Raw genomic sequence first — 20,869 nt, forward strand, 5'->3', positions numbered from 1 at the left:
GTAAACTTTAGTTATTAAAAGATTACACTTGTAAACTTGAAGGGAGAATAAATGACAGATATAGAAAACATGACACAAGCAGAGTGGCAAGTTATGAGAATAATCTGGACACTCAATGGTGCAACAAGTAAGCAAGTAATAGATGTTTTAACGAAAAAAACATCTTGGAAACAAGCTACTATCAAAACTTTAATTGTCCGATTGCAGAGCAAGGGTTATTTGGAAGTAGATAAAAAAGTTAGACCATATACTTATTCACCGGTTATCAAAGAGGAAGATGCTATTGATCAGAGTGTAAATCATTTATTTGCAAGTCTTTGTTGTATGAGAAAAGGTCAGGCAATTGAGAATGCAATTGAAAATTCAGATATATCTAAATCTGATATCAATGAACTAATAAATATACTTACTAAAAAATCAAAAGACGCGCCAGAAGTAGTAATGTGCGACTGTTTGGGGGAGACAAATAATGGATAATCAACATATGAATCACGAAAATATGGATATGGAAATGGATCATTCTGATATGGATGGTCACATGATGATGCACGGAGGTCACATGATGGACATGGGAGATCTAAGGAAGAAGTTCTGGATTTCCTTAGTACTAGCAATACCGATATTTATTCTCTCATCGTTTATGGGTATGGATTTACCATTTCAAATTCAATTCCCTGGTTCTGATTGGATAGTATTAATCTTGGCTTCAATTCTGTTCTTCTATGGTGGTAAACCTTTTTTCCAAGGCGCTAAGGGTGAATTAAAATCAAAACAACCCGCTATGATGACACTGATAACCATGGGTATAGGAGTTGCCTATATCTATAGTATTTATTCATTTATCATGAAAAATTTCTTCAACAGCACTGATTCGATGGATTTCTTTTGGGAGCTAGCATCCCTAATAGTTATCATGTTGTTGGGTCATTGGATTGAAATGAAGTCCACTATGGAAGCCGGTAGTGCGATGGATAAAATAGTTGCACTAGTTCCTGACAATGCTCATGTTGTTCACGATGGTATGACGATGGATTCCCCAGTATCTTCTGTTCAAAAAAATACAGTTATCGAAGTACGCGCTGGGGAAACAATCCCACTGGATGGGGTTATAACTAAAGGAAGTACCTATGTAAATGAATCATTAATTACTGGTGAATCTGAATCTGTAAAGAAAACTGTAGGTGACAAGGTAGTTGGAGGATCTATTAATGGTGACTCTACGATTAATTTAACAGTTGAAAAAACAACTTCAGAGGGATATTTATCACAGATAAGTAAACTAGTATCAGATGCACAAATGAATCAATCTAGAACACAAAAATTAGCAGATAAAGTATCTGGCTGGTTGTTCTATGCAGCTATAACAGCTGGTTTGATTTCCTTTGTAGTTTGGCTATTTTTGGGAACATTTGACAATGCACTTTTAAGATTGGTAACTGTTTTGATTATCGCATGTCCACATGCTTTGGGATTGGCAGTTCCATTAGTAATTTCACGTAGTACTTCTATTGCAGCTACAAATGGATTGATAATCCGTGATAACCAAGTTATGGAAATTAGTCGAAAAATTGATTATCTTACCTTGGATAAAACAGGTACTGTTACTGAAGGTGATTTTTCAGTAAATGAAGTAAAAGCAATTGGTTCTTCTTATTCTACAGATGAAATTTTAGCCTTAATATCAGGGTTAGAAGTTAGTTCAAACCATCCAATTGCCAAAAGTATAGTAGAGTATGCAGCTGAAAAAAATATTACTCCAACACAGATATCAAATGTTAAAGCACTAAAGGGTTATGGATTAAGCGGAGAGTTAGATAAGAAAAGTATTCTCTTAGTTAATCGTAAATATCTACAGGAGAATAAGCTTGAGGTTGAAAATATAGCTACTGATAGCACTGTTAGTTATTTAGTTATAGATAGTTCAGTTGTTGGTTATATCACTTTAGGAGACTCACTAAAGGCTAATTCAAAGGAATTCATTAGCAAATTGAAAGCAAGAAATATTACCCCAATAATGTTGACTGGTGACAATAAAGAGGCAGCCAAAAAAGTTGCTGATGAATTAGGTATTGATGAATATCGTGCTGAATTACTTCCACAAGATAAAGATAAGATAATCAAAGATCTTGAGTTGGAAGGACACAAAGTAATGATGGTCGGTGATGGAATTAATGACGCACCTAGTTTAGCAGCCGCTTCTATTGGTGTAGCCATTGGAGCAGGTACAGATGTTGCAATTGAGTCTGCTGATGTGATTCTTTATAGCAATGATCCAATAAACATTTTGGATTTCTTTGATTTATCAGCAAAAACTTACCGTAAAACTGTAGAAAATTTATGGTGGGGAGCTGGATATAATATAATTGCTATACCACTTGCAGCAGGAGTTTTAGCTGGCGTGGGTATTGTACTAAGTCCCGCAGTTGGTGCTATATTGATGTCATTATCTACAGTTGTTGTAGCGTTAAATGCTCTAACTTTAAGAAAATAAAAAAACTCCTTATTAGGGAGTTTTTATTTTTTATAAATTTTAGTAAAAGTACCAAAATATTTTTTTGCTGATCCAGCTAAAAGATTTTTAATACTGTTATTAATTTTATTTTCATTATCAATAATGTTTTTATCATTATCAGAGTAATTTATAAGCAAGAATTTATTAGAGTTGTTACTATCTTGGTAGAGAGAAAAATTGATTTTTTCCAATTCTCTAGCACGTTTTTCAATTGAAAATAAAAATAATTCAGATTGTTTTTCATCTAAATCTAAGTATGTGAAAAAATAAATTTCAGAATTAAAATTTAAGTCTCCCAGCAAGTTTTTAAATTCACTAACTGATTTTGACTCTTTCAATAGTAAGTAATCTGTTTTATCATCATTGTTATAGGGTTTTAATAGTAGATCACTTTGATCAAACTGTTTAACCAAATGATCGTAAGTACCAAGTTTTGTATTTATATACATACTAATTACGGTCCTTTCATATTAAAAATATTGGAGTAAATTTATGTTAATTACAGTTTTAGGAATGTATGGAGGCTACCCATATAAGGGAGTCGGGACAACTAGTTATTTATTACAAAAAGATGGATTCAAATTATTAATCGATTGTGGAAGTGGAAGCCTAAATGAACTTTCACGTTATATAGACCCTACCGAACTAGATGCGGTTGTACTTTCACACTACCATCATGATCATACCGCAGATTTAGGTGTTCTTCAATATAATCTATTAGCATCTGATAGGGAAGAACCGCTTCCTATCTATGGTCACACACGTGACTTTGTTAATTTTGCCCAGTTGACTTTGGACGGTGCCACTAAGGGGATTGCTTACAATGATTATGAAGAATTAAAGATAGGACCATTTAAGTTTAACTTTATGGAAACAATTCACCCAGTACCAGCATATGCTATGCGTATTCAAGCAAATGGTAAATCTATAGTATTCACTGCTGACACAGCATACTTTGATGGATTAATTGATTTCAGTAAGGGAGCAGATTTATTAATTACTGACACTAATTTTCCTGAAGAAAAAACGGGTAAAATTTGGCATATGACAACCAAAGAAACAGGTGAGTTAGCTAAAAAAGCAAAAGTAGAACGTGTTATGATTAGCCACTTACCTCAAACTATTGATCACTCAATTATGCTAAAGCAAACTCAAAAATACGCTGAAGATATACCAGTAATTCGCGCTTTCCAAGACTTAGAATTAGATGTATAAATAAATTTATATTAGAAAAACTAATTTGTGATATTAAAAATAAATACTAATAGTTATCACAATTTTAATCTAAAACCATTTGTGAAATAATTTTCAAAATGTTGATTTTACAGCGAAGAAAATTCACAAAAAAATAAATAAGTCAAATTTGAACAATGATTTTTGTGAAATATCGTGGATTTTTTATTAAAAAAGTTGTAATATTGTACTTGTAAAGAATTACAGGTAATCCAGACCAGAGGAGGAGAGAAGTTATGGTAACTATTTATACATCTCCAAGCTGTACTTCTTGCCGTAAAGCTAAGGCTTGGCTAGAAGAACATGACATTGCATATAAAGAGAGAAACATATATCAAGAACCATTAAATAAAGAAGAAATCCAACAAGTCCTACAAATGACAGAAAATGGTACAGAAGAAATTATTTCAACTAGATCAAAATCATTTAAGAATCTAGATGTTGATCTTGACGATTTAACTGTTGATCAATTGTTAGAGCTTGTTTCAAACAATCCTGGACTTCTAAAGAGACCTATCATTATGGATGACAAACGTCTACAAGTTGGTTTCAATGAAGACGAAATCCGTAGATTTTTACCTAGAAGTGTTAGAACTATGGAATTAAGACGTGCACAGATTATGTCAGGATTTTAATAAAATATTTCTTTTTAGCCTAGTTTCTATTTTTATTATGGAAATTAGGCTTTTTTTGTTAATTAAAGTTTTATTTCCTTTACATTAAAATTCATACTGATAAAATATGTTTACAGAATTGAGGTGGCTATGATGCAAATGGAACATATAAACGAAAATACAATCAGAGTCATCCTAAGTACTGAGGATTTAAGTGAAAGAGGCGTTTCAATGCTTGATCTTTTAGGAAATAAAGATCAAATAGAAACATTTTTCTATAGTATTTTGGATGAGGTTGATGAAGATCATACTTTTACGAATAATCAACCTGTTACTTTTCAAATTATGCCAAACAAAGAAGGCTTAGAAGTTCTTATTGTTAAGGCAAATCCAGACGATGAAGACGCTTCATTTGAGAATATTAATTTGGAAAATTTCGAGTCAAAAGATATGTCAGCATTTTCAAATGCTAGTCTAGATTCAGAAGACTACGATGCCGATGTGACTCCTTATGTTAGAGATAGAGATACACCAACAAAGTCATTAGTTGTAGAATTTAATAATTTTGAAGATTTCATTCAATTATCTAAAATATTGAGATTAGAGAGTGGAATTAGTAATTTATGGCAATACAATGACAAATACTACTTACAATTAATTATCTTTACTGATGAAATCCATGATATGACATATAACGATATTGTTGCTCTGTTAAGCGAATATAGTTCACAAACAAAGACAACTTCAGCTATGTTATCAGAATATGGTAAAGAATTGATGAGTAGGACAGCACTTGAACAAGCAAGATATTACTTTGATTAAAAACACTAACCGTCTAGGTTAGTGTTTTTTTCGTAATGTTATATGAGGTGATTGATATGTACGCTGCATATGACAAAAACAAAAAATTAATATACGCAATGATGCAAATTCAAGGTTAGAATACATTTGTATCAATCGTGATAGATCCATGAAGTTAACTATCAAAGATAATTCTAAATATTTTCGACATGAGAATAACAATTTTAACAACACAAATGAACGCTTGATACACCAACAGGGGAAAGAACTATTGATTAGCGGATTACTAGAATTAGGTGTTAAAGATATTGAAATGGAAAAATATTTACCTAATATTAAGCAGCGTGCAGATATATTTTATGAGAGAAATGTTATGGAATATCAGTGTTCAATAATTGGTGAATCCAAATTTACGAAGCGGGTTAAATCTTATCAGGACAGTAATTATAATAATTTTTGGATATTAGGTGGAAATTATTTAAGTAACAGCTTGAGCAAAAAACATCTGATATTTCTTAAATATAATAAAAATTGGGGTTTCTACCTGATAATGTTTGACGCTCAAATAGCTAAATTTAGATTATTTTATGATATTCATTTTGAAGGATTATTTAACAGGATAGTATACAAGAGTAGAAGTTTTATTTTGGAAGATATAAAAGAGCTAGCAAATTTCAAACCAAAGTTATTTAACAAATATAATATCCATCGTGTTGATGAATATTCAATCACTAGAATAAGAAGAATGAATGATCTTGAATCACAAAATTTGAAAATAAAATTTTATTACGAGTATAAAAAAACTATTGAAGATTATTTATTCAATAAAAAAATATCTGCTGAAATACCAGTATATAAAAATCATAAATGGCAGAGGTTATGTGGTGAGAAACCAATATATTTAAGTCAGCCATTAATAAAAAAGAAGAGCTGAGAATAATCTCAGCTCTTCTTTATTTTCTAAAATCATTAAAATTCAAAACTTTTGCTTCTTGTTTTAGAGACGGTTGTTCGGAAGGTTCAAGTAATGTTCTGCTTAATAAATCATTCAAATTATCTTCGATTGATTGCTTATCTCTGTCGTCGCCAAAATCATTGATGACTAAACCAGGTTCTTCAGGATTTGCATTATCAAAAATAACTATAGATGGTGCTTTTCGGATGTTCATATCCTTAATTAACTGTTGATCCCGTTTTAACCCTTGTTCAACAGATTCACTGTCTTTGTATGACATAATCGTATCGTATTCCAAACCGGCATATATAGCAGCATCCATAATGGTTTTTTCATTGAAAGGTAGATTTTGAACATTAACTTGATCTTGCATACGCATTAAAAATATACGAGCTTTTTTATTTCCTTGGAAAGTGGCTGATTTGTAAAGCAGCGCAGCATCATAAATTTCCTTTGTGCACTTAGTTCTTTCATCTAGGTCAGACAATTTGCAACCTTTCATCTCTAGATACTCGTTAATGGTTTCCATATTATAAGTTGTTATAAAATGGAATTGTGTACTTATGGAATTTTTTCTTGTGAAGTCGATTATACTTTGTTCAACATTAAGACAGTATGAACATAAAGGATTAACATATAAAAATATTTCCCACACAATTCTTTCCTCCATTCTGTTACAGTTAATATTCTAACAAGTTAATTAGTAAACGTAAAATTATTACCCTTATACGCTGGTATTCTGGATATTGTTAATGAATAAGTTTCCAAAGTAGGTTATATTTATTAGGTATTGGAGTGTGAAAAACAATGGCAAATACAGACATAAATTGGATTGAATTTTTAGATCCATATACTCAAGCTGTTTCTGAGTTAAAACTTAAATTACGTAATCTTCGTAAAGAATTTTTAGATAAAAATTTACATTCACCAATTGAATTTGTAACGGGTCGTGTAAAGACTGAAGATAGTATCAAAGAAAAAATGAAGCGTCGCTTCATCACAACAGAGTTGTTGGAACAAGACATGCAAGATATTGCGGGCATAAGAATCCAATGCCAATTTGTTGAGGATATCTATGAAGTGGCGAAACTACTTCATGATCGTGAAGACATGCAAGTAATCGAAGAAAGAGACTACATTGCTAATAGTAAGCCTAGTGGTTACAGATCATATCACGTTGTTATTGAATATCCTATTCAAACATCACAAGGTCAAAAACAGATTTTAGCTGAAATTCAGATTAGAACATTAGCTATGAATTTTTGGTCTACAATTGAACACTCTTTAAACTACAAATATCGTGGGGATTTTCCACAAAATATTAATGAGCGTCTAAAAAGAGCTGCGGAAGCTTCATTCATGTTGGATGAAGAAATGTCCAAAATTCGAGAAGAGATTCAAGATGCTCAGCAATATTTTACAGATAATAAACAGCAGTATACTAACAATCAATCGGAGAAGGATTAATGATGAAATTTTGGATTCATAATAATACTAAAGCTAAATCTGTTAAAGCCTCTCAGCATATGAGAAAAAGACTGATTAAAGCAGGATTAGTACCTGATGAACAAAATCCTGAGCTTGTTATTAGTATCGGTGGAGACGGGACTTTATTGAGTACTTTTCATAAATATGAAAAGCAATTAGATAAAGTAATGTTTGTTGCTCTTCATACGGGCCACTTGGGTTTTTATGCGGACTGGATTGATGATGAAATCGATGAACTTGTTGAGAGAATAATTGAACAACAGGACAATGTTAGAACAACTAGTTATCCGGTTATTCAAGTTAATGTAGAAGATTCAAAAGGTAATGTATCGAGTTATCGAGCTATCAATGAAGGGATTGTTCGACGCCTTACTTCGTTGACGATGAAGACACAAGTTAACATTGATACAGAATATTTTGAAAATTTCCGTGGTGACGGTCTTTGTTTTGCCACTCCAACTGGTTCCACAGCATACGCTAAAGCTATTGGTGGAGCATTGATTCATCCTAAAGTAGATATTTTTCAAATGGTAGAGATAGCTTCTATAAACAATCGTGTCTTTAGAACGATATCATCTCCTATCATTATTCCTAAAGACCAAAGAATTGATTTGTATCCTGAAAAAGCTGATGACTATGTAGTTAGTTGTGATGGTCAGCCTGTAGAATTTAGTGATATAAAAAAAATCAGTGTTAGTTTATGTGAAAAGCGTGCAACATTTGCCCAATATCGTCATGTACATTTCTGGTCTAGAGTAGAAAATGCATTCTTAGGTAAAAATGAAAAATAGACGAATATTTAAGTATATAGTTCAAGACAATGACCCTAAGAATATTCGAAAATTTTTATCGCATAAGAATTTTTCGGAAAGTCAATTACATAAAATTAGAAATAAAGATGGACGTGTTTATGTAAATAAAAAAGAACGCCACCTGAATTTTGCAATTAAATCAGGGGATGTTTTATCTGTGGTTATGAGCAGTGAAATAGGCTCAGATTTAATTGTTCCAATACATGCTGATTTAGATGTTATATATGAGGATCAATACTTACTAATCATCAATAAAAAACCGGGTATAGCAAGTTTGCCTTCAAAAAACAGAGAATCATATACAGTTGCTAATATTGTAAAGTACTATCTTCAAGAAAATCATCAAGATGATTCGATCCACCTTGTGACACGGTTGGATAGAAATACTTCAGGTTTGATGGTTTTTGCTAAAGATTCTTATACACATTCCAGATTGGATCAAATTCTGCATAGCGATAAGTTTCAAAAGTATTATTATGCAATTGTCTACGGAGTAATGAATCCTTTAAGTGGCGTTATAAATAAGCCAATAGGTATCGATCCAGATTATTATTATCGTAGATGTATAGATGCTGAAAATGGAAAAGAATCCAAAACGGCTTATAGAACAATTAAAGATTATGGAGAATATAGTTTAATAGAACTACAATTGTATACGGGAAGAACTCATCAGATAAGAGTTCATACTTCATCAGTGGGGCATCCTATCATAGGTGATAATATGTATTCTGGTAAAAAAGATGAGCTTATTGATAGGCAAGCATTGCATTGTGCTAAGCTCAAAATATTTCATCCTATGAAAGATATTTGGTTAGAGTTAGAAGCACCAATGCCTTATGATATGCAAAGAGTATTAAATGAACTAGGGGGGTGAGCAGTGTGGACGAAAAGGAAGCTTTACTACAAGAGAAATTTCAAACTCTAAATGAGTATCTGAATGATAATGATATAAAAAGATTCCGCAAGACTTTTTTAGATATGCATTTTTATGATCAAAGTACCTTCTTCCTTTCATTAGATGAAGAGGAAAGAAAAAAGATATACTCTATCCTTGAACCCGATGAAATGGGTGATATGTTTGATACTGTTGAAGAGGATCACCCTGAGATACCAAAATTTATGGATGAGATGGAAGACAAGTATGCTTCAAAAATGCTTATCAGTATGTATGATGATAATGCTGCGGATATTCTTGAACATTTAGATAAGGCAGAAATTGAAAAATATCTAAGTAACATGTCTAAGCAAGATGCTAATAATCTTCGTGGTTTGTTGCACTATGATACTGAAACTGCCGGTGGTATCATGACTACCGACTATGTAGAATTTAAGGCAACAGAAACAGCTGGGAATGCTATTAAGGATTTACGTAAATTCGCTGATGCCGAGACGGTTTACTACTTGTATGTACTAGATGACAATGAAGATTTAGTTGGTGTTATGTCTCTTCGTGATTTGATTATGTTAGAGCCTGAAGATATCCTGGGTGAGCATATGAACACTGATATCATATCTGTTAAAGTTGATGATGATCAGGAAGAAGTTGCTCAAGTATTTAGGGATTATGAATTCTTAGCTATTCCGGTAGTTGATTATTCTAATCAAATGGTCGGTATCGTAACGGTTGATGATGTTATTGAAGTTATTGATGAAGAAGCACAACAAGATTATTCTGGTTTGGCTGCTGTTAGTGTAGATGAAACAATCAACGATAATCCTTTCAGAGCCGCTGGTAAAAGATTACCATGGTTGATCACTCTACTTATTCTTAGTATGATCACAGCCACTTTGATTAATCAGTATGAGAGTTTACTGGCAGAAGCGAGTATTCTGGCAGTGTTTATCTCGATGATTACTGGTACAGCTGGTAATGCAGGTACACAGAGTTTAGCTGTTGCTGTCAGAAGAATTGCACTGGAAGATATCAGTGGGAGTGAATTCTTCAAACTTTTAGGCAAGGAATTAGTTACGGGGTTGGTCACAGGTCTGGTGACAGGATCAACTGTATTTCTTATTGTAGGTCTATGGAAATCAAACTTTATGTTGGGGTTAGTAATAGGTTTGGCAATGTTTTGTGCAATAACTGTTGCAAATATTGCCGGAAGCTTAATACCATTGTTAATGTCTAAATTAGGTTTTGACCCAGCAGTAGCTAGTGGTCCTTTTATTTCAACACTTAGTGATTTGACAAGTGTTTTGATATATTTCAGTATCGCAAGTATTTTTATTCAATATTTCATAAAATAAAAGACATAAACTAATGTTTAGGTCTTTTTTTATTATTTATTATACAAATACTAGTACAATAGTAGTTTGTTTGTGATATTATATTAGGATCTCGTTTGAAGGAGGGGAAGATATGAAAAACTTGTCTAAGGAAGCAAGACGTTCGATTATTATTTTGATTTTTAGTACATTTTTAATTTGTTTAGGTATAAGTATTGTTATACCGGTAACTCCATTTATTAAAAGGGAATATGGTTATAGTACAACCGATATGGGTATTATGACGGCTTTGTTTGCCTTAGCCCAATTCATCACTTCCCCAATTGTAGGGAGAATTTCCGATAAGATGGGTAGAAAGCCTATGATGGCTTTGGGACTATTCTTTTATATGATTTCGGAACTGATTTTTGCAATGTCAAACACACTTTGGCTATTTAATTTTTCACGTATTATTGGTGGTATTTCTGCAGGTATGTTTGTACCCACATCAATGGCAATGGCCGCAGATATGACTAGTATAAAGGATCGTGCAAAAGTTATCGGGTGGATTTCTGCATCATTTAGTGGTGGATTAATTCTGGGACCTGGTATTGGTGGAGTTTTAGCAAGTTTTAGTTATAAGACACCATTTTGGGCTGCTTCAGCACTGGGATTGATTAGTACAATTTTCCTAATTATTTTTCTACCTAGTAAAACACCAAGGCCAGATGGCATTACTGAAGAAGAATCTCTTGAGTCTAGAGGTCAGAAGTCATCAATCATGAGTATTTTGAATAGACCGATGGTTATATTTTTCTCAATGATATTAGTATCAGCATTTGGTCTACAGTTGTTCGAAAGTATCTATAGTATTTATGTAAATCAAGTGTTTAACTTTAGTCTAAATAATATTGCTCTGGTTCTTGTTCTTAATGGGGTAATTTCTCTATTCTTACAAGTAGCATTATTTGATTTCTTAGTTAGAAAATTAACTGAAATTAGACTGATTAGATGGTGTTTCTTATTAGGTGCAGTTTGTGTGCTTTGGATTGTTTTAGCACACTCTAAGGTGGAAGTATTTATTGCAACACTAGTTATCTTTTCCGCATTTGATTTGTTAAGACCTGCTATTACAACATTGTTAACAAAATTTGGTGATGATAATCAAGGTTTGATTAATGGTGTAAATATGTCATTAACAAGTGTTGGTAATATTATTGGACCTATCATTGCAGGGATGCTAATGGATAGAAATACACATTATCCATATATCTTTGCAGCAATCATGCTAATTATTTCATTCTTAGTTACATTTACAGTTAATAGTGTAATAAAAAATAGTAATCAAATTTCAAAATAATAAAAAGACTATCCGCCTGGATAGTCTTTTTATTTTGTCTAATTTATGTCGATGGAAAAAACATGTTTTAAGATTAACAGTTTGTTATTATTACCTTGAAAGATCATGAAGTTATATATTGAAGGGGCAAAAAAATGATAAAAATGATAGCTACAGATATCGATGGAACTTTGGCAAACAGTGAAAGTAAGTTGAATCCAAGGACTCGTGACAGACTAATAGAGGCGCAAAAGCAAGGAATTAAACTAGTAATTGCTTCTGGTAGACCAGCATTTAGTATGCAACGTTACGTTGATGAATTAGAAATGGCTAAGTATGGTGGCTTGATTGTTTCCTTCAATGGAGCACAGATCAATGATTGTTCTACTGGAGAAACACTTTATCAAAAAACAATTTCATTAGATGAAACTCGCCAGGTTATAGAGCATGTTCAAAATTACGATGTTATTCCTACAGTGACAATCGGGAAGTATATGTATGTAAATAAAGATAATGTTAATAGAATATACATGAAATCATTAGGAATGGATATTGTAGATTATGAAGTTGTAACCGGAGACTTGGTTCAAAAAGTTGTTGATGATTTGCCTGAATCAATCACACAACCAGTAAATAAGATTTTGGTAGCGGGTGTTCCAAGTTATCTGCAGGAACATTATAAAGAATTGAGTGCTCCTTTTTCTGATTTGAATGCTGTTTTTACAGCAGATCATTACTATGAGTTTAATCGTAAAAATGTTGATAAGGCAACTGCTCTTGAGTATATACTTCCAAAGTTAGGTTATAGCAAGGATGATTTAGTAGCTTTTGGTGATGGTCAAAATGATATGACAATGCTTCAATATGCCTCTACTGGTGTTGCTATGGAGAATGCCAATGATGAGGTCAAAAATATTGCAGATCAAGTTACTCTAACAAATGACAAAGATGGGATTGCTGAATTTTTAGACAATAATCTTTAAGAGGAAAAACATGCTATTAATTTTACTGGGTGTAATTGTAGGAATCATTTTGCCAGTTCAAACAAGTATCAATGCTAGACTTCAAAAAACAGTAGGCCCTCCTTTTGTTGTGTCGTTGATTACATTTACTGTAGGAACTATTTTCTTGGCAATTGTAACCTTAATTCAAATTAAGACCTTGCTTGTACCTTTGACGTTAATAGAGAATCAACCATTTTGGATTTGGATAGGTGGGTTATTGGGAGTGTTTTATCTAACTACCAATATTCTACTTTTTCCCAAAATGGGTAGTATTCAAACAGTTATAATGCCCATTTTAGGTCAAATCTTGATGGGTCTGGTTATAGATCAATTTGGCTTATTCTATTCGATGGAAAGTAAAATGACTGTTGTAAAATTCTTGGGTGCTATGTTCGTCGTAGCAGGAGTTTTGGTTGCAATAGGTTTGAAGAGTATGCTAGAACATCAAGTTTCGTATACACAAAAGTCTAAGGGATTAAATCTTTGGCGTTTGATTGGACTTATTGCAGGTATGTTGAGTGCCACAGAAAGTGCCATTAATGGACACTTATAAGTTGTTTTAAAGTCTTCTGAGCAAGCGTCGTTTATTTCGTTTCTTGTAGGAGCGATAGCTTTACTGATAATAGTTTTAATTTTAAGACCAAATCTACAACAAATAAAAAGTAGCCAAAATAGTGTTTGGTGGAGTTGGTCAGGTGGAATTATTGGGGCGTTATTTGTTTTAGGTAATGTTTTTTTAGTCCCAATTCTAGTCACAGGATTAACGGTTATTATAGTTATAGTGGGTATGATGATGGGTGGTATTATAATTGATCAATTTGGCCTTTTTGGTTCTCCTAAAAAACCAACTACATTAATTCAGGTTTTGGGATTGGCTATGATGATAGTTGGTGTTGTTATGATTAAACTATAAAAAGTCTATACCAATAATTAAAGGTCTAGATGAATTTTATTAATTTCCACTGTTTTAACAATAATTTTCAGAAAATATATTGCAATGGTCTAGCTATACCAGTATGATAGTCGTTATTGATTATCATACTTTTTTATTTGAGGGAAAATTCATGAAAAATTATTTACAGAGAATGGGTAGATCAATCCAATTACCAGTTTCTGTCTTACCGGCAGCAGCTTTACTAGTAGGTATTGGTCATTGGTTGCCACAAAAATGGGCAGTAGCACAATTTTTACAATCCGGTGGGAATGCTATTTTAAACAATCTAGCAGTATTGTTCGCTGTCGGATTAGCGTTAGGGATGTCAAAAGATAAAGATGGTGCTTCAGCTTTGGCAGGATTAGTTGCTTATTTGGTTCCATCTTTTGTGTTGGCTCCCAAGCAAGTTGCTGATCTATTTAAAATAAAAGAATCAGCCGTTGATCCAGCTTTTGCTGCTATACCAAATAATGTATTTATTGGTATTATAGGTGGTTTGATTGCTGCCGCAATGTATAATCGTTTTCACAATACTAAATTACCTATGGCTTTATCGTTCTTTAGTGGGAAAAGATCTGTGCCAATTGTTACTTCGGTAGTAATGTTGTTGGTCTCAGTATTGTTACTATTTGTTTGGCCACCAGTTTATACAGCTCTAATCATATTTGGTAAATTCATTGTTGGATTAGGAGCAATTGGTGCGGGACTATTTGGTTTCTTTAATAGACTGCTTATACCTACAGGATTGCATCATGCATTGAACCAAGTGTTCTGGTTTAACGCTGCAGGAATTAATGATATTGGTAATTTTTGGGCAAGTAAGGGTACAAAGGGTGTGACAGGTATGTATCTTGCAGGATTTTTCCCAGTTATGATGTTTGGGTTGCCTGCTGGAGCTTACGCAATGTACCGAAATGCTCTCCCCGAAAGAAAAAAAGAAACTGCTAGTTTGTTATTGGCTGGAGCATTTGCATCATTCTTTACTGGTGTTACAGAACCATTAGAATTTTCATTTATGTTCGTTGCTTGGCCTTTATATGTATTGCATGCAGTTCTTATGGGGCTTTCAATGTGGTTTGCTGCATTGATGCATTGGACTGCAGGATTTACATTTAGCGGTGGTTTAGTAGATTATGTTTTGAGTCTGAGAGTTCCAATAGCTAATATGCCATTGATGTTGTTAGTCCAAGGGTTAATATTTGCTGCTATATATTTTTTCACATTCGATTTTGCAATTAAAAAATTTAACCTAATGACACCTGGTAGAGAACCAATCGAAGTCGACGAGGCAATGTCTATAGATTTTGATGAAGATGACGATAAATTTATGATTACTGCTAAAAAAGTTTATGCAGGATTAGGTGGTTATAAAAATATCAAAGTTGTCGACAACTGTACAACTCGTCTGCGCATGCAATTAGTTGATAGTTCTACAATAGATATTCCGTTATTAAAATCTGCTTCTGCAGGTGTTAATGTACTCGATAAAACAAATGTACATATTGTAATAGGTACAGAGGTTCAATTTGTTGCCGATGCTTTGAGCAAATTGTTTGAAGCCAAGGCACCAATTTCTAAAGTTGAATCTAGTAATGATATTAAAGAAGATACAGAAAATGTTGTATCAAATGGAGCTATAACTTTACTTAATAGCGTATCTTTAGGTCGTCTAGAAAAATTGGAAGATGTTCCAGATCAAACATTTTCTCAAAAAATGTTAGGTGATGGATTTGCAATTATTCCAGATGAAAATAAGGTTTACTCACCTGTAGATGGTGTTATCACTTCAATTTTTCCAACTAAGCATGCATTTGGTATCACTACTGATAGTGGATTAGAAATTTTAATTCATATTGGAGTTGATACTGTTAATCTAAATGGTGAACCATTTGATGCTGTTGCCCAAGAAGGTCAACAGGTCAAATCAGGAGATCTTTTGGTAAATGTTGATTTCGATGCAATTAAAGCTGCTGATAAGAAAATAGATACAATAGTAATTATTACTAATATGGATTTAGTAGCAGAACTAGATTTTTCTGATGCATCTGGTTTAGTAGATAAAGAAACAAAAATTTTAAAAGTAACTAATAAATAAAAAACATCTATCTGTATGGTAGATGTTTTTTTATTTGAGTTTTTGTTCAAATTCTTTCACGATATTCTCTATGTAAACAACTTTATCGCTAAAAGTTTCAGCTGGATCTAGAGGGGACTTAATATCGTAACCCATTGCAAGTCTAGAATTTAAAATATCCATTTCTAGACCCTTCATAACTAGACTAAAAGCTAACTCAGCTTGATATGCATTGTGCATTCCGTAGACGATTGTTGCTGCAGGTTTATTTTTCCACTCACTATAAAGATAGTCGATAGCATTCTTTAGCGGTGCTGGGTATCCCCAATTATATTGTGGAAATAGGAAAATTACACCATCTAATGATTTGATATGTGCAGACCATTTTTTGGTTTCGTCTAATTCATACATATTGAAGGCTGGAATATATTTCTCGTTCATTTGAGGTAAATTTAATTCTTTAAGATCAATTAATTCCACTTCTAAAATATCTGAGTGGAAATTATCCATTACCCAGTGTGCGATTTTTAAACCAGCTCTAGATGATCTAGTGGAACCAACTATCAAACCAATCTTTTTCATTATAAGATTACCTCTTTTTTATTTTATTTTAACGCATAAGTGCACATTTGACATTGACTAAAGCGTTTCCAAAGAATAAATTAAAATTAGTAAAAAATAAGGAGAACATTATGGGTGTATACGAAGAATTTGTAAAATTAAATCAGGACTACACGATACAACCGATTGATTCTAAAGAGTTTCATAGATATGGAGTTGTTTTAAAGGATTATGATTTATCAGAAATAGAAGATTATATGAGCAACATTGCAATATCAAATCCAAAATTAGAGTATGTTGCGTCAAATCCTGAACTGGAAAATATTAGAGCTATTAAACAAATTGGAAATGATGTATACGGCGGAATGGATTTTGAAGCTGGTGAATGTAGTGGACAAACATCTATGTTTGATGGAATGGAATACCATCAAGGTAGTGAAGTTAATATTATGATGACAGATGTTGTCATGGTGTTAAGTAAAAGAAGTATCTTAGATCAAAAAGGATTGATAGATTCCAATGCAGATACTAATATTTTCTTTGTACCAGCAGGTACAGCAATTGACTTTTATGGAGAAACGTTACATTATGCTCCTATTAAAGTTCATGAAGAAGGATTCAAATCTGTTGTATTACTTTTGAAGGGAACAAATGAACCTTTTCCTATTGGCTATAAAACTAAAAATTCTAGATTGACAATGAAAAATAAATTTCAATTAATCCATGAAGAAAACCAAGAAGGAATAGCTAACGGATTGGAAATTGGTATAGTAGGAGAACTGCTAAAATTCAAACAACTAGACTGACTATAGAACAATTGGTACTGATGAAAATAATATAAAATATAGTAATTTACAAATTAAATTTGTAAACAGTTACACAAATGTAATATTCAAAATAAAAAATTAAAACTTATATTAATTACTGATTTATCAGTATCTATTCATTAATGAATAAAAAAACTTCTAAAAAAAGTTCTTAAAATTTAAATAAAAGCGTTTTCTTTTTTTCTGTAAAATGCTAATATGAAATAGTTCACAAGAAGGTTGAACTATTTTTTTGTTCAATTCTTTTAGTAAGCGCTTAATTAATTTTGAAAATATAGGGAGGATTACAGATGGTTGGAATCGTCATAGCAACTCATGGAGAGTTTGCAAAGGGCATTATGATGTCAGGTTCAATGATCTTTGGAGAACAAGAAGATGTTCAAGCGGTTACTTTTATGCCAAATGAAGGTCCAGAAGATTTGAAAAAGCATCTCGAAGAGGCTGTATCAAAATTAAGTTCTGACGACCAAGTTTTATTTTTAGTTGATTTATGGGGTGGATCACCATTTAATCAAGCAAATGGTTTGTTTGAACAACATGCTGACAATTGGGCAGTTGTTTCAGGGCTTAATTTACCAATGTTGATTGAAGCATACGCATCACGTATGTCAATGGAATCAGCACATGAAATCGCAAAGAGCATAACAACTCCAGCAATTGATGGTATAAAGGTCAAACCAGAAGACCTTATGCCAAAAGCTTCTGCACCAGCAGAAGAAAGTAAATCTACTACAGGAAATGCGGGTAAACCAGGAAGTTTTGATTACGTACTTGCACGTATTGATTCACGTTTACTTCATGGACAGGTTGCTACTGCTTGGACAAAGACTACACAACCTACACGTATTATCGTAGTTTCAGATGATGTTGCTAAGGATGAATTAAGAACAAAATTGATTCAACAAGCTGCACCATCAGGCGTTAAAGCTCACGTTGTTCCAGTTGACCAAATGATCAAACTTGCAAAAGATGATCAACATTTTGGTGGTCAAAGAGCACTACTATTATTTGAAACACCACAAGATGCTCTAAGAGCTATTGAAGGTGGAGTACCATTGAAGACTTTGAATGTCGGATCAATGGCTCATTCAACTGGTAAAGTTCAACCTAATAAAGTTTTGGCATTTGATCAAAACGATATTGATACATTCAGAAAATTGGAAGCTGATGGCGTTGAATTTGACGTTCGTAAAGTTCCTTCAGATACAAAAGATAATATGGATAACATCCTTAAAAAAGCTCAAAATGAATTAAATAAATAATTACATAAAATATGGAGGCTTAATATAATGCATCTAAATATAATACAACTAATATTAATAGTGCTTATATCATTTTTAGCTGGTGTTGAAGGTATTTTGGATATGTTCCAATTCCATCAACCAGTTATTGCTTGTACTCTAATTGGTCTTGTTTCAGGTCAATTAATACCTTGTCTTATCCTTGGTGGAACTCTACAAATGATTGCTCTAGGATGGGCAAATATCGGTGCCGCTGTTGCTCCTGATGCTGCTTTGGCATCTGTAGCTTCAGCTATTATCCTTGTACTCGGAGGTCAAGGAAGAGCTGGTGTCACGTCAGCCTATGCGATTGCTATTCCTATTGCGGTTGCAGGACTATTACTTACAATCTTGGTACGTACAATCTCTACAGCTATTGTCCATATTATGGATGCTGCTGCTAAAGAAGGTAGCTATAGAAAAATTGAAGTTTGGCAATGGATTGCCATTTGTCTTCAAGGAATTCGTATCGCTATTCCAGCTGCACTTATTCTGGCTATTGGTGCCGGACCAGTTAGTTCTGCTCTAAATTCTATCCCACCATTTTTAACTCAAGGACTTGCAGTTGGTGGTGGAATGGTTGTTGCTGTTGGTTATGCCATGGTTATCAATATGATGGCTACTAGAGAAGTATGGCCATTCTTTGCAATTGGTTTTGTACTTGCAACAATTGAACAATTAACTCTTATTGGACTAGGTGCTATTGGTCTTGCTCTTGCATTTATCTACCTAACACTTTCAAAACAAGGTGGTTCAGGTGATAACGGAAGTAACGGTGGTAGTAACACAGGTGATCCAGTCGGAGATATAATAGATAACTATTAGGAGGGAGAACGATTATGGCAGATAATACTAAGAAATTAACAAGAAGAGATCGATTGTCAGTATGGTGGCGTTCGACTTTCTTACAAGGATCATGGAACTACGAACGTATGCAAAATGGTGGTTGGGCTTACTCAATGATTCCAGCTATCAAAAAATTATATAAAACTAAGGAAGACCGTGCGGCAGCTCTAGAACGTCACTTGGAATTCTTTAATACTCATCCTTATGTAGCTTCACCAATCTTGGGTGTTACGCTTGCCCTTGAAGAAGAAAGAGCAACTGGTGCACCTGTTGATGATGCAGCTATTCAAGGTGTTAAAGTTGGTATGATGGGACCTCTTGCTGGTATCGGTGATCCAGTTTTCTGGTTTACAGTTAGACCTATTATTGGTGCTCTAGGTGCATCAATGGCTATCGCTGGAAACATCATGGGACCAATCATTTTCTTCGTAGCATGGAATGTTATTCGTATGCTATTTACATGGTATACACAAGAATTAGGTTATAGAGCTGGTTCAAGAATTACTGATGACTTGTCAGGCGGTGTTTTACAAGATATTACCAAAGGTGCATCTATTCTAGGTATGTTCATATTGGGAGCACTAGTAAATAGGTGGGTTTCAATTAAATTTACCCCAGTAGTATCTACAGCCCCATTAGATAAGAATGCTTATATTCATTGGGATAGCCTAGCACATGGTGCTAAGGGTATACAACAAGCTTTGATTCAACAAGGACAAGGTCTATCTTTGACATCAACAAAAGTAACAACACTTCAAGATAATTTGGATAGTTTAATTCCAGGTCTTGCAGCATTGCTACTAACATTCTTCTGTATGTGGTTACTTAAGAAGAAGATCTCTCCAATTATCATTATTTTTGGATTGTTCTTTGTTGGTATTATTTTTCATCTATTAAATCTTATGTAATAAATAAAAAAGATGATCTCATTTTGAGTTCATCTTTTTTATTACTTTGTTATAATTTAAAAAGGCATATATAGAAATGGAGCATTATTAAATGGTTCAATCAATCAATACAAAATCAGATTTAGTTATAAACGGAACTTCACATTTAGGATTATCAGACTATGGGAAAATCATGGTCGGTGATAAGGGTTTTGAATTTTATAGCGATAGAAATATAAATAATTATATTCAACTACCTTGGGACGAAGTTGATATAGTAATTGTATCTGTTCTCTTTGGAGGCAAATGGATACCTAGATTTGCCTTAAAGACAAAGACAAACGGAACATATACATTTTCTGCTAAAGATCCTAAAAGTGTTTTACGTGCAATAAGAGTTTATATCGATCCAGATAAGATTGTTAAATCACTAGGATTCTTCAAAGTATTATCTAATGGTTTGAAAAATCTATTTAGTAGAAAAAAGAACAAGTAAA

At 33.1% G+C, this 20,869-nt stretch carries 22 protein-coding genes and 1 pseudogene; 20 read left to right on the forward strand and 3 right to left on the reverse strand.

The window, feature by feature from the left end; translation table 11 throughout:
* Window positions 1-51: 51 nt before the first annotated feature.
* Together CS873_RS02985 and CS873_RS02990 are read left to right on the forward strand one after the other, a co-directional pair.
* Entirely contained in the window at window positions 52-477 is a 426-nt protein-coding gene (locus tag CS873_RS02985; RefSeq protein WP_099974399.1) for a CopY/TcrY family copper transport repressor, read from the forward strand.
* Window positions 470-2,491, forward strand: coding sequence for a copper-translocating P-type ATPase (locus CS873_RS02990; protein ID WP_099974400.1), 2,022 nt, complete (start codon window positions 470-472; stop codon window positions 2,489-2,491). Before CS873_RS02985 ends, CS873_RS02990 begins: the two co-directional genes overlap by 8 nt.
* A 23-nt stretch (window positions 2,492-2,514) precedes the next feature.
* On the opposite strand, the gene CS873_RS02995 is transcribed toward CS873_RS02990, so the two are convergent.
* Window positions 2,515-2,961, reverse strand: a complete 447-nt coding sequence (locus tag CS873_RS02995) for a hypothetical protein (RefSeq protein ID WP_099974401.1) — start codon at window positions 2,959-2,961, stop codon at window positions 2,515-2,517.
* A gap of 43 nt (window positions 2,962-3,004) precedes the next feature.
* On the opposite strand from CS873_RS02995, the gene CS873_RS03000 reads away from it, so the two are divergent.
* The 4 genes from CS873_RS03000 to CS873_RS03015 all read left to right on the forward strand — a co-directional run bounded on the left by CS873_RS03000 (window position 3,005) and on the right by CS873_RS03015 (window position 6,094).
* Window positions 3,005-3,727: an MBL fold metallo-hydrolase gene (locus CS873_RS03000; RefSeq protein ID WP_099974402.1), complete on the forward strand. Its 723-nt coding sequence runs from the start codon at window positions 3,005-3,007 to the stop codon at window positions 3,725-3,727.
* Between the two features lie 254 nt (window positions 3,728-3,981).
* The gene (gene spx / locus CS873_RS03005) at window positions 3,982-4,380 is read left to right on the forward strand and encodes a transcriptional regulator Spx (protein WP_099974403.1); all 399 of its coding nucleotides are present in this window, start codon (window positions 3,982-3,984) and stop codon (window positions 4,378-4,380) included.
* Between the two features lie 132 nt (window positions 4,381-4,512).
* Window positions 4,513-5,181 carry an adaptor protein MecA gene (locus tag CS873_RS03010; RefSeq protein ID WP_099974404.1) on the forward strand — a complete coding sequence of 223 codons (669 nt, stop codon included), beginning with the start codon at window positions 4,513-4,515 and terminating at the stop codon, window positions 5,179-5,181.
* Between the two features lie 148 nt (window positions 5,182-5,329).
* Window positions 5,330-6,094, forward strand: coding sequence for a competence protein CoiA family protein (locus tag CS873_RS03015; protein ID WP_099974405.1), 765 nt, complete (start codon window positions 5,330-5,332; stop codon window positions 6,092-6,094).
* 19 nt (window positions 6,095-6,113) lie between these two features.
* On the opposite strand, the gene CS873_RS03020 is transcribed toward CS873_RS03015, so the two are convergent.
* Window positions 6,114-6,770: a DsbA family protein gene (locus tag CS873_RS03020; protein WP_099974406.1), complete on the reverse strand. Its 657-nt coding sequence runs from the start codon at window positions 6,768-6,770 to the stop codon at window positions 6,114-6,116.
* A gap of 152 nt (window positions 6,771-6,922) precedes the next feature.
* Here CS873_RS03020 and yjbM point away from each other — a divergent pair, with 152 nt between their 5' ends.
* The 9 genes and pseudogenes from yjbM (at window position 6,923) to nagE (ending at window position 15,992) form a co-directional block, all read left to right on the forward strand.
* The gene (gene yjbM / locus CS873_RS03025; protein ID WP_099974407.1) at window positions 6,923-7,582 is read left to right on the forward strand and encodes a GTP diphosphokinase; all 660 of its coding nucleotides are present in this window, start codon (window positions 6,923-6,925) and stop codon (window positions 7,580-7,582) included.
* Complete coding sequence (locus CS873_RS03030; RefSeq protein WP_245823079.1) at window positions 7,582-8,394, forward strand: NAD kinase; 813 nt, start codon at window positions 7,582-7,584, stop codon at window positions 8,392-8,394. The genes yjbM and CS873_RS03030 overlap by 1 nt, the downstream gene beginning before the upstream one ends.
* Window positions 8,384-9,289 (forward strand): RluA family pseudouridine synthase, encoded by a 906-nt coding sequence (locus tag CS873_RS03035; RefSeq protein ID WP_099974408.1) that lies wholly within the window; start codon window positions 8,384-8,386, stop codon window positions 9,287-9,289. Before CS873_RS03030 ends, CS873_RS03035 begins: the two co-directional genes overlap by 11 nt.
* Before the next feature lie 5 nt (window positions 9,290-9,294).
* Entirely contained in the window at window positions 9,295-10,662 is a 1,368-nt protein-coding gene (gene mgtE / locus CS873_RS03040; protein ID WP_099974409.1) for a magnesium transporter, read from the forward strand.
* Window positions 10,663-10,774: 112 nt separating this feature from the next.
* Window positions 10,775-11,980 carry an MFS transporter gene (locus tag CS873_RS03045; protein WP_425435967.1) on the forward strand — a complete coding sequence of 402 codons (1,206 nt, stop codon included), beginning with the start codon at window positions 10,775-10,777 and terminating at the stop codon, window positions 11,978-11,980.
* 134 nt (window positions 11,981-12,114) lie between these two features.
* On the forward strand, window positions 12,115-12,942 hold the full coding sequence (locus CS873_RS03050; RefSeq protein ID WP_099974410.1) for a Cof-type HAD-IIB family hydrolase: 828 nt from the start codon (window positions 12,115-12,117) through the stop codon (window positions 12,940-12,942).
* A 10-nt stretch (window positions 12,943-12,952) separates the two neighbouring features.
* Window positions 12,953-13,516, forward strand: a complete 564-nt coding sequence (locus CS873_RS08335) for a DMT family transporter (protein WP_342743845.1) — start codon at window positions 12,953-12,955, stop codon at window positions 13,514-13,516.
* A 21-nt stretch (window positions 13,517-13,537) separates the two neighbouring features.
* Window positions 13,538-13,876: pseudogene (locus CS873_RS08340) on the forward strand (DMT family transporter); the annotation flags it as partial.
* 151 nt (window positions 13,877-14,027) lie between these two features.
* Window positions 14,028-15,992, forward strand: coding sequence for an N-acetylglucosamine-specific PTS transporter subunit IIBC (gene nagE / locus CS873_RS03060; RefSeq protein WP_099974411.1), 1,965 nt, complete (start codon window positions 14,028-14,030; stop codon window positions 15,990-15,992).
* Between the two features lie 30 nt (window positions 15,993-16,022).
* Here the strand turns inward: nagE and CS873_RS03065 are convergent, their stop codons facing one another.
* Window positions 16,023-16,553, reverse strand: a complete 531-nt coding sequence (locus tag CS873_RS03065; protein ID WP_099974412.1) for an NADPH-dependent FMN reductase — start codon at window positions 16,551-16,553, stop codon at window positions 16,023-16,025.
* A gap of 110 nt (window positions 16,554-16,663) precedes the next feature.
* Between CS873_RS03065 and CS873_RS03070 the strand changes: the two genes are divergently transcribed.
* The 5 genes from CS873_RS03070 to CS873_RS03090 all read left to right on the forward strand — a co-directional run bounded on the left by CS873_RS03070 (window position 16,664) and on the right by CS873_RS03090 (window position 20,868).
* Window positions 16,664-17,338 (forward strand): DUF4867 family protein, encoded by a 675-nt coding sequence (locus tag CS873_RS03070; RefSeq protein ID WP_099974413.1) that lies wholly within the window; start codon window positions 16,664-16,666, stop codon window positions 17,336-17,338.
* Between the two features lie 311 nt (window positions 17,339-17,649).
* A complete protein-coding gene (locus tag CS873_RS03075) occupies window positions 17,650-18,621 on the forward strand; it encodes a mannose/fructose/sorbose PTS transporter subunit IIA (protein ID WP_099974414.1) in 972 nt (323 codons plus the stop codon).
* A 27-nt stretch (window positions 18,622-18,648) separates the two neighbouring features.
* Entirely contained in the window at window positions 18,649-19,464 is an 816-nt protein-coding gene (locus CS873_RS03080; protein ID WP_099974415.1) for a PTS mannose/fructose/sorbose transporter subunit IIC, read from the forward strand.
* Between the two features lie 14 nt (window positions 19,465-19,478).
* The gene (locus CS873_RS03085; protein ID WP_099974416.1) at window positions 19,479-20,393 is read left to right on the forward strand and encodes a PTS system mannose/fructose/sorbose family transporter subunit IID; all 915 of its coding nucleotides are present in this window, start codon (window positions 19,479-19,481) and stop codon (window positions 20,391-20,393) included.
* Between the two features lie 91 nt (window positions 20,394-20,484).
* Window positions 20,485-20,868, forward strand: a complete 384-nt coding sequence (locus CS873_RS03090; RefSeq protein ID WP_099974417.1) for a DUF956 family protein — start codon at window positions 20,485-20,487, stop codon at window positions 20,866-20,868.
* Window position 20,869 lies beyond the last annotated feature (1 nt).

Source organism: Companilactobacillus metriopterae, from assembly GCF_002762335.1.
Taxonomy (GTDB): domain Bacteria; phylum Bacillota; class Bacilli; order Lactobacillales; family Lactobacillaceae; genus Companilactobacillus; species Companilactobacillus metriopterae.

Bases quoted from the DNA above. Each gene is read 5' to 3' on its own strand.
- CS873_RS03045 (WP_425435967.1), top strand. From the start codon at position 10,775: ATGAAAAACTTGTCTAAGGAAGCAAGACGTTCGATTATTATTTTGATT.
- CS873_RS03065 (WP_099974412.1), bottom strand. From the start codon at position 16,553: ATGAAAAAGATTGGTTTGATAGTTGGTTCCACTAGATCATCTAGAGCT.
- CS873_RS03010 (WP_099974404.1), top strand. From the start codon at position 4,513: ATGCAAATGGAACATATAAACGAAAATACAATCAGAGTCATCCTAAGT.
- CS873_RS03090 (WP_099974417.1), top strand. From the start codon at position 20,485: ATGGTTCAATCAATCAATACAAAATCAGATTTAGTTATAAACGGAACT.
- CS873_RS02990 (WP_099974400.1), top strand. From the start codon at position 470: ATGGATAATCAACATATGAATCACGAAAATATGGATATGGAAATGGAT.
- CS873_RS03085 (WP_099974416.1), top strand. From the start codon at position 19,479: ATGGCAGATAATACTAAGAAATTAACAAGAAGAGATCGATTGTCAGTA.
- nagE (WP_099974411.1), top strand. From the start codon at position 14,028: ATGAAAAATTATTTACAGAGAATGGGTAGATCAATCCAATTACCAGTT.
- spx (WP_099974403.1), top strand. From the start codon at position 3,982: ATGGTAACTATTTATACATCTCCAAGCTGTACTTCTTGCCGTAAAGCT.
- CS873_RS03035 (WP_099974408.1), top strand. From the start codon at position 8,384: ATGAAAAATAGACGAATATTTAAGTATATAGTTCAAGACAATGACCCT.
- yjbM (WP_099974407.1), top strand. From the start codon at position 6,923: ATGGCAAATACAGACATAAATTGGATTGAATTTTTAGATCCATATACT.
- CS873_RS08335 (WP_342743845.1), top strand. From the start codon at position 12,953: ATGCTATTAATTTTACTGGGTGTAATTGTAGGAATCATTTTGCCAGTT.
- CS873_RS03070 (WP_099974413.1), top strand. From the start codon at position 16,664: ATGGGTGTATACGAAGAATTTGTAAAATTAAATCAGGACTACACGATA.
- CS873_RS03000 (WP_099974402.1), top strand. From the start codon at position 3,005: ATGTTAATTACAGTTTTAGGAATGTATGGAGGCTACCCATATAAGGGA.
- CS873_RS03050 (WP_099974410.1), top strand. From the start codon at position 12,115: ATGATAAAAATGATAGCTACAGATATCGATGGAACTTTGGCAAACAGT.
- CS873_RS02995 (WP_099974401.1), bottom strand. From the start codon at position 2,961: ATGTATATAAATACAAAACTTGGTACTTACGATCATTTGGTTAAACAG.
- CS873_RS03080 (WP_099974415.1), top strand. From the start codon at position 18,649: ATGCATCTAAATATAATACAACTAATATTAATAGTGCTTATATCATTT.
- CS873_RS03075 (WP_099974414.1), top strand. From the start codon at position 17,650: ATGGTTGGAATCGTCATAGCAACTCATGGAGAGTTTGCAAAGGGCATT.
- CS873_RS02985 (WP_099974399.1), top strand. From the start codon at position 52: ATGACAGATATAGAAAACATGACACAAGCAGAGTGGCAAGTTATGAGA.
- CS873_RS03015 (WP_099974405.1), top strand. From the start codon at position 5,330: ATGAAGTTAACTATCAAAGATAATTCTAAATATTTTCGACATGAGAAT.
- CS873_RS03030 (WP_245823079.1), top strand. From the start codon at position 7,582: ATGATGAAATTTTGGATTCATAATAATACTAAAGCTAAATCTGTTAAA.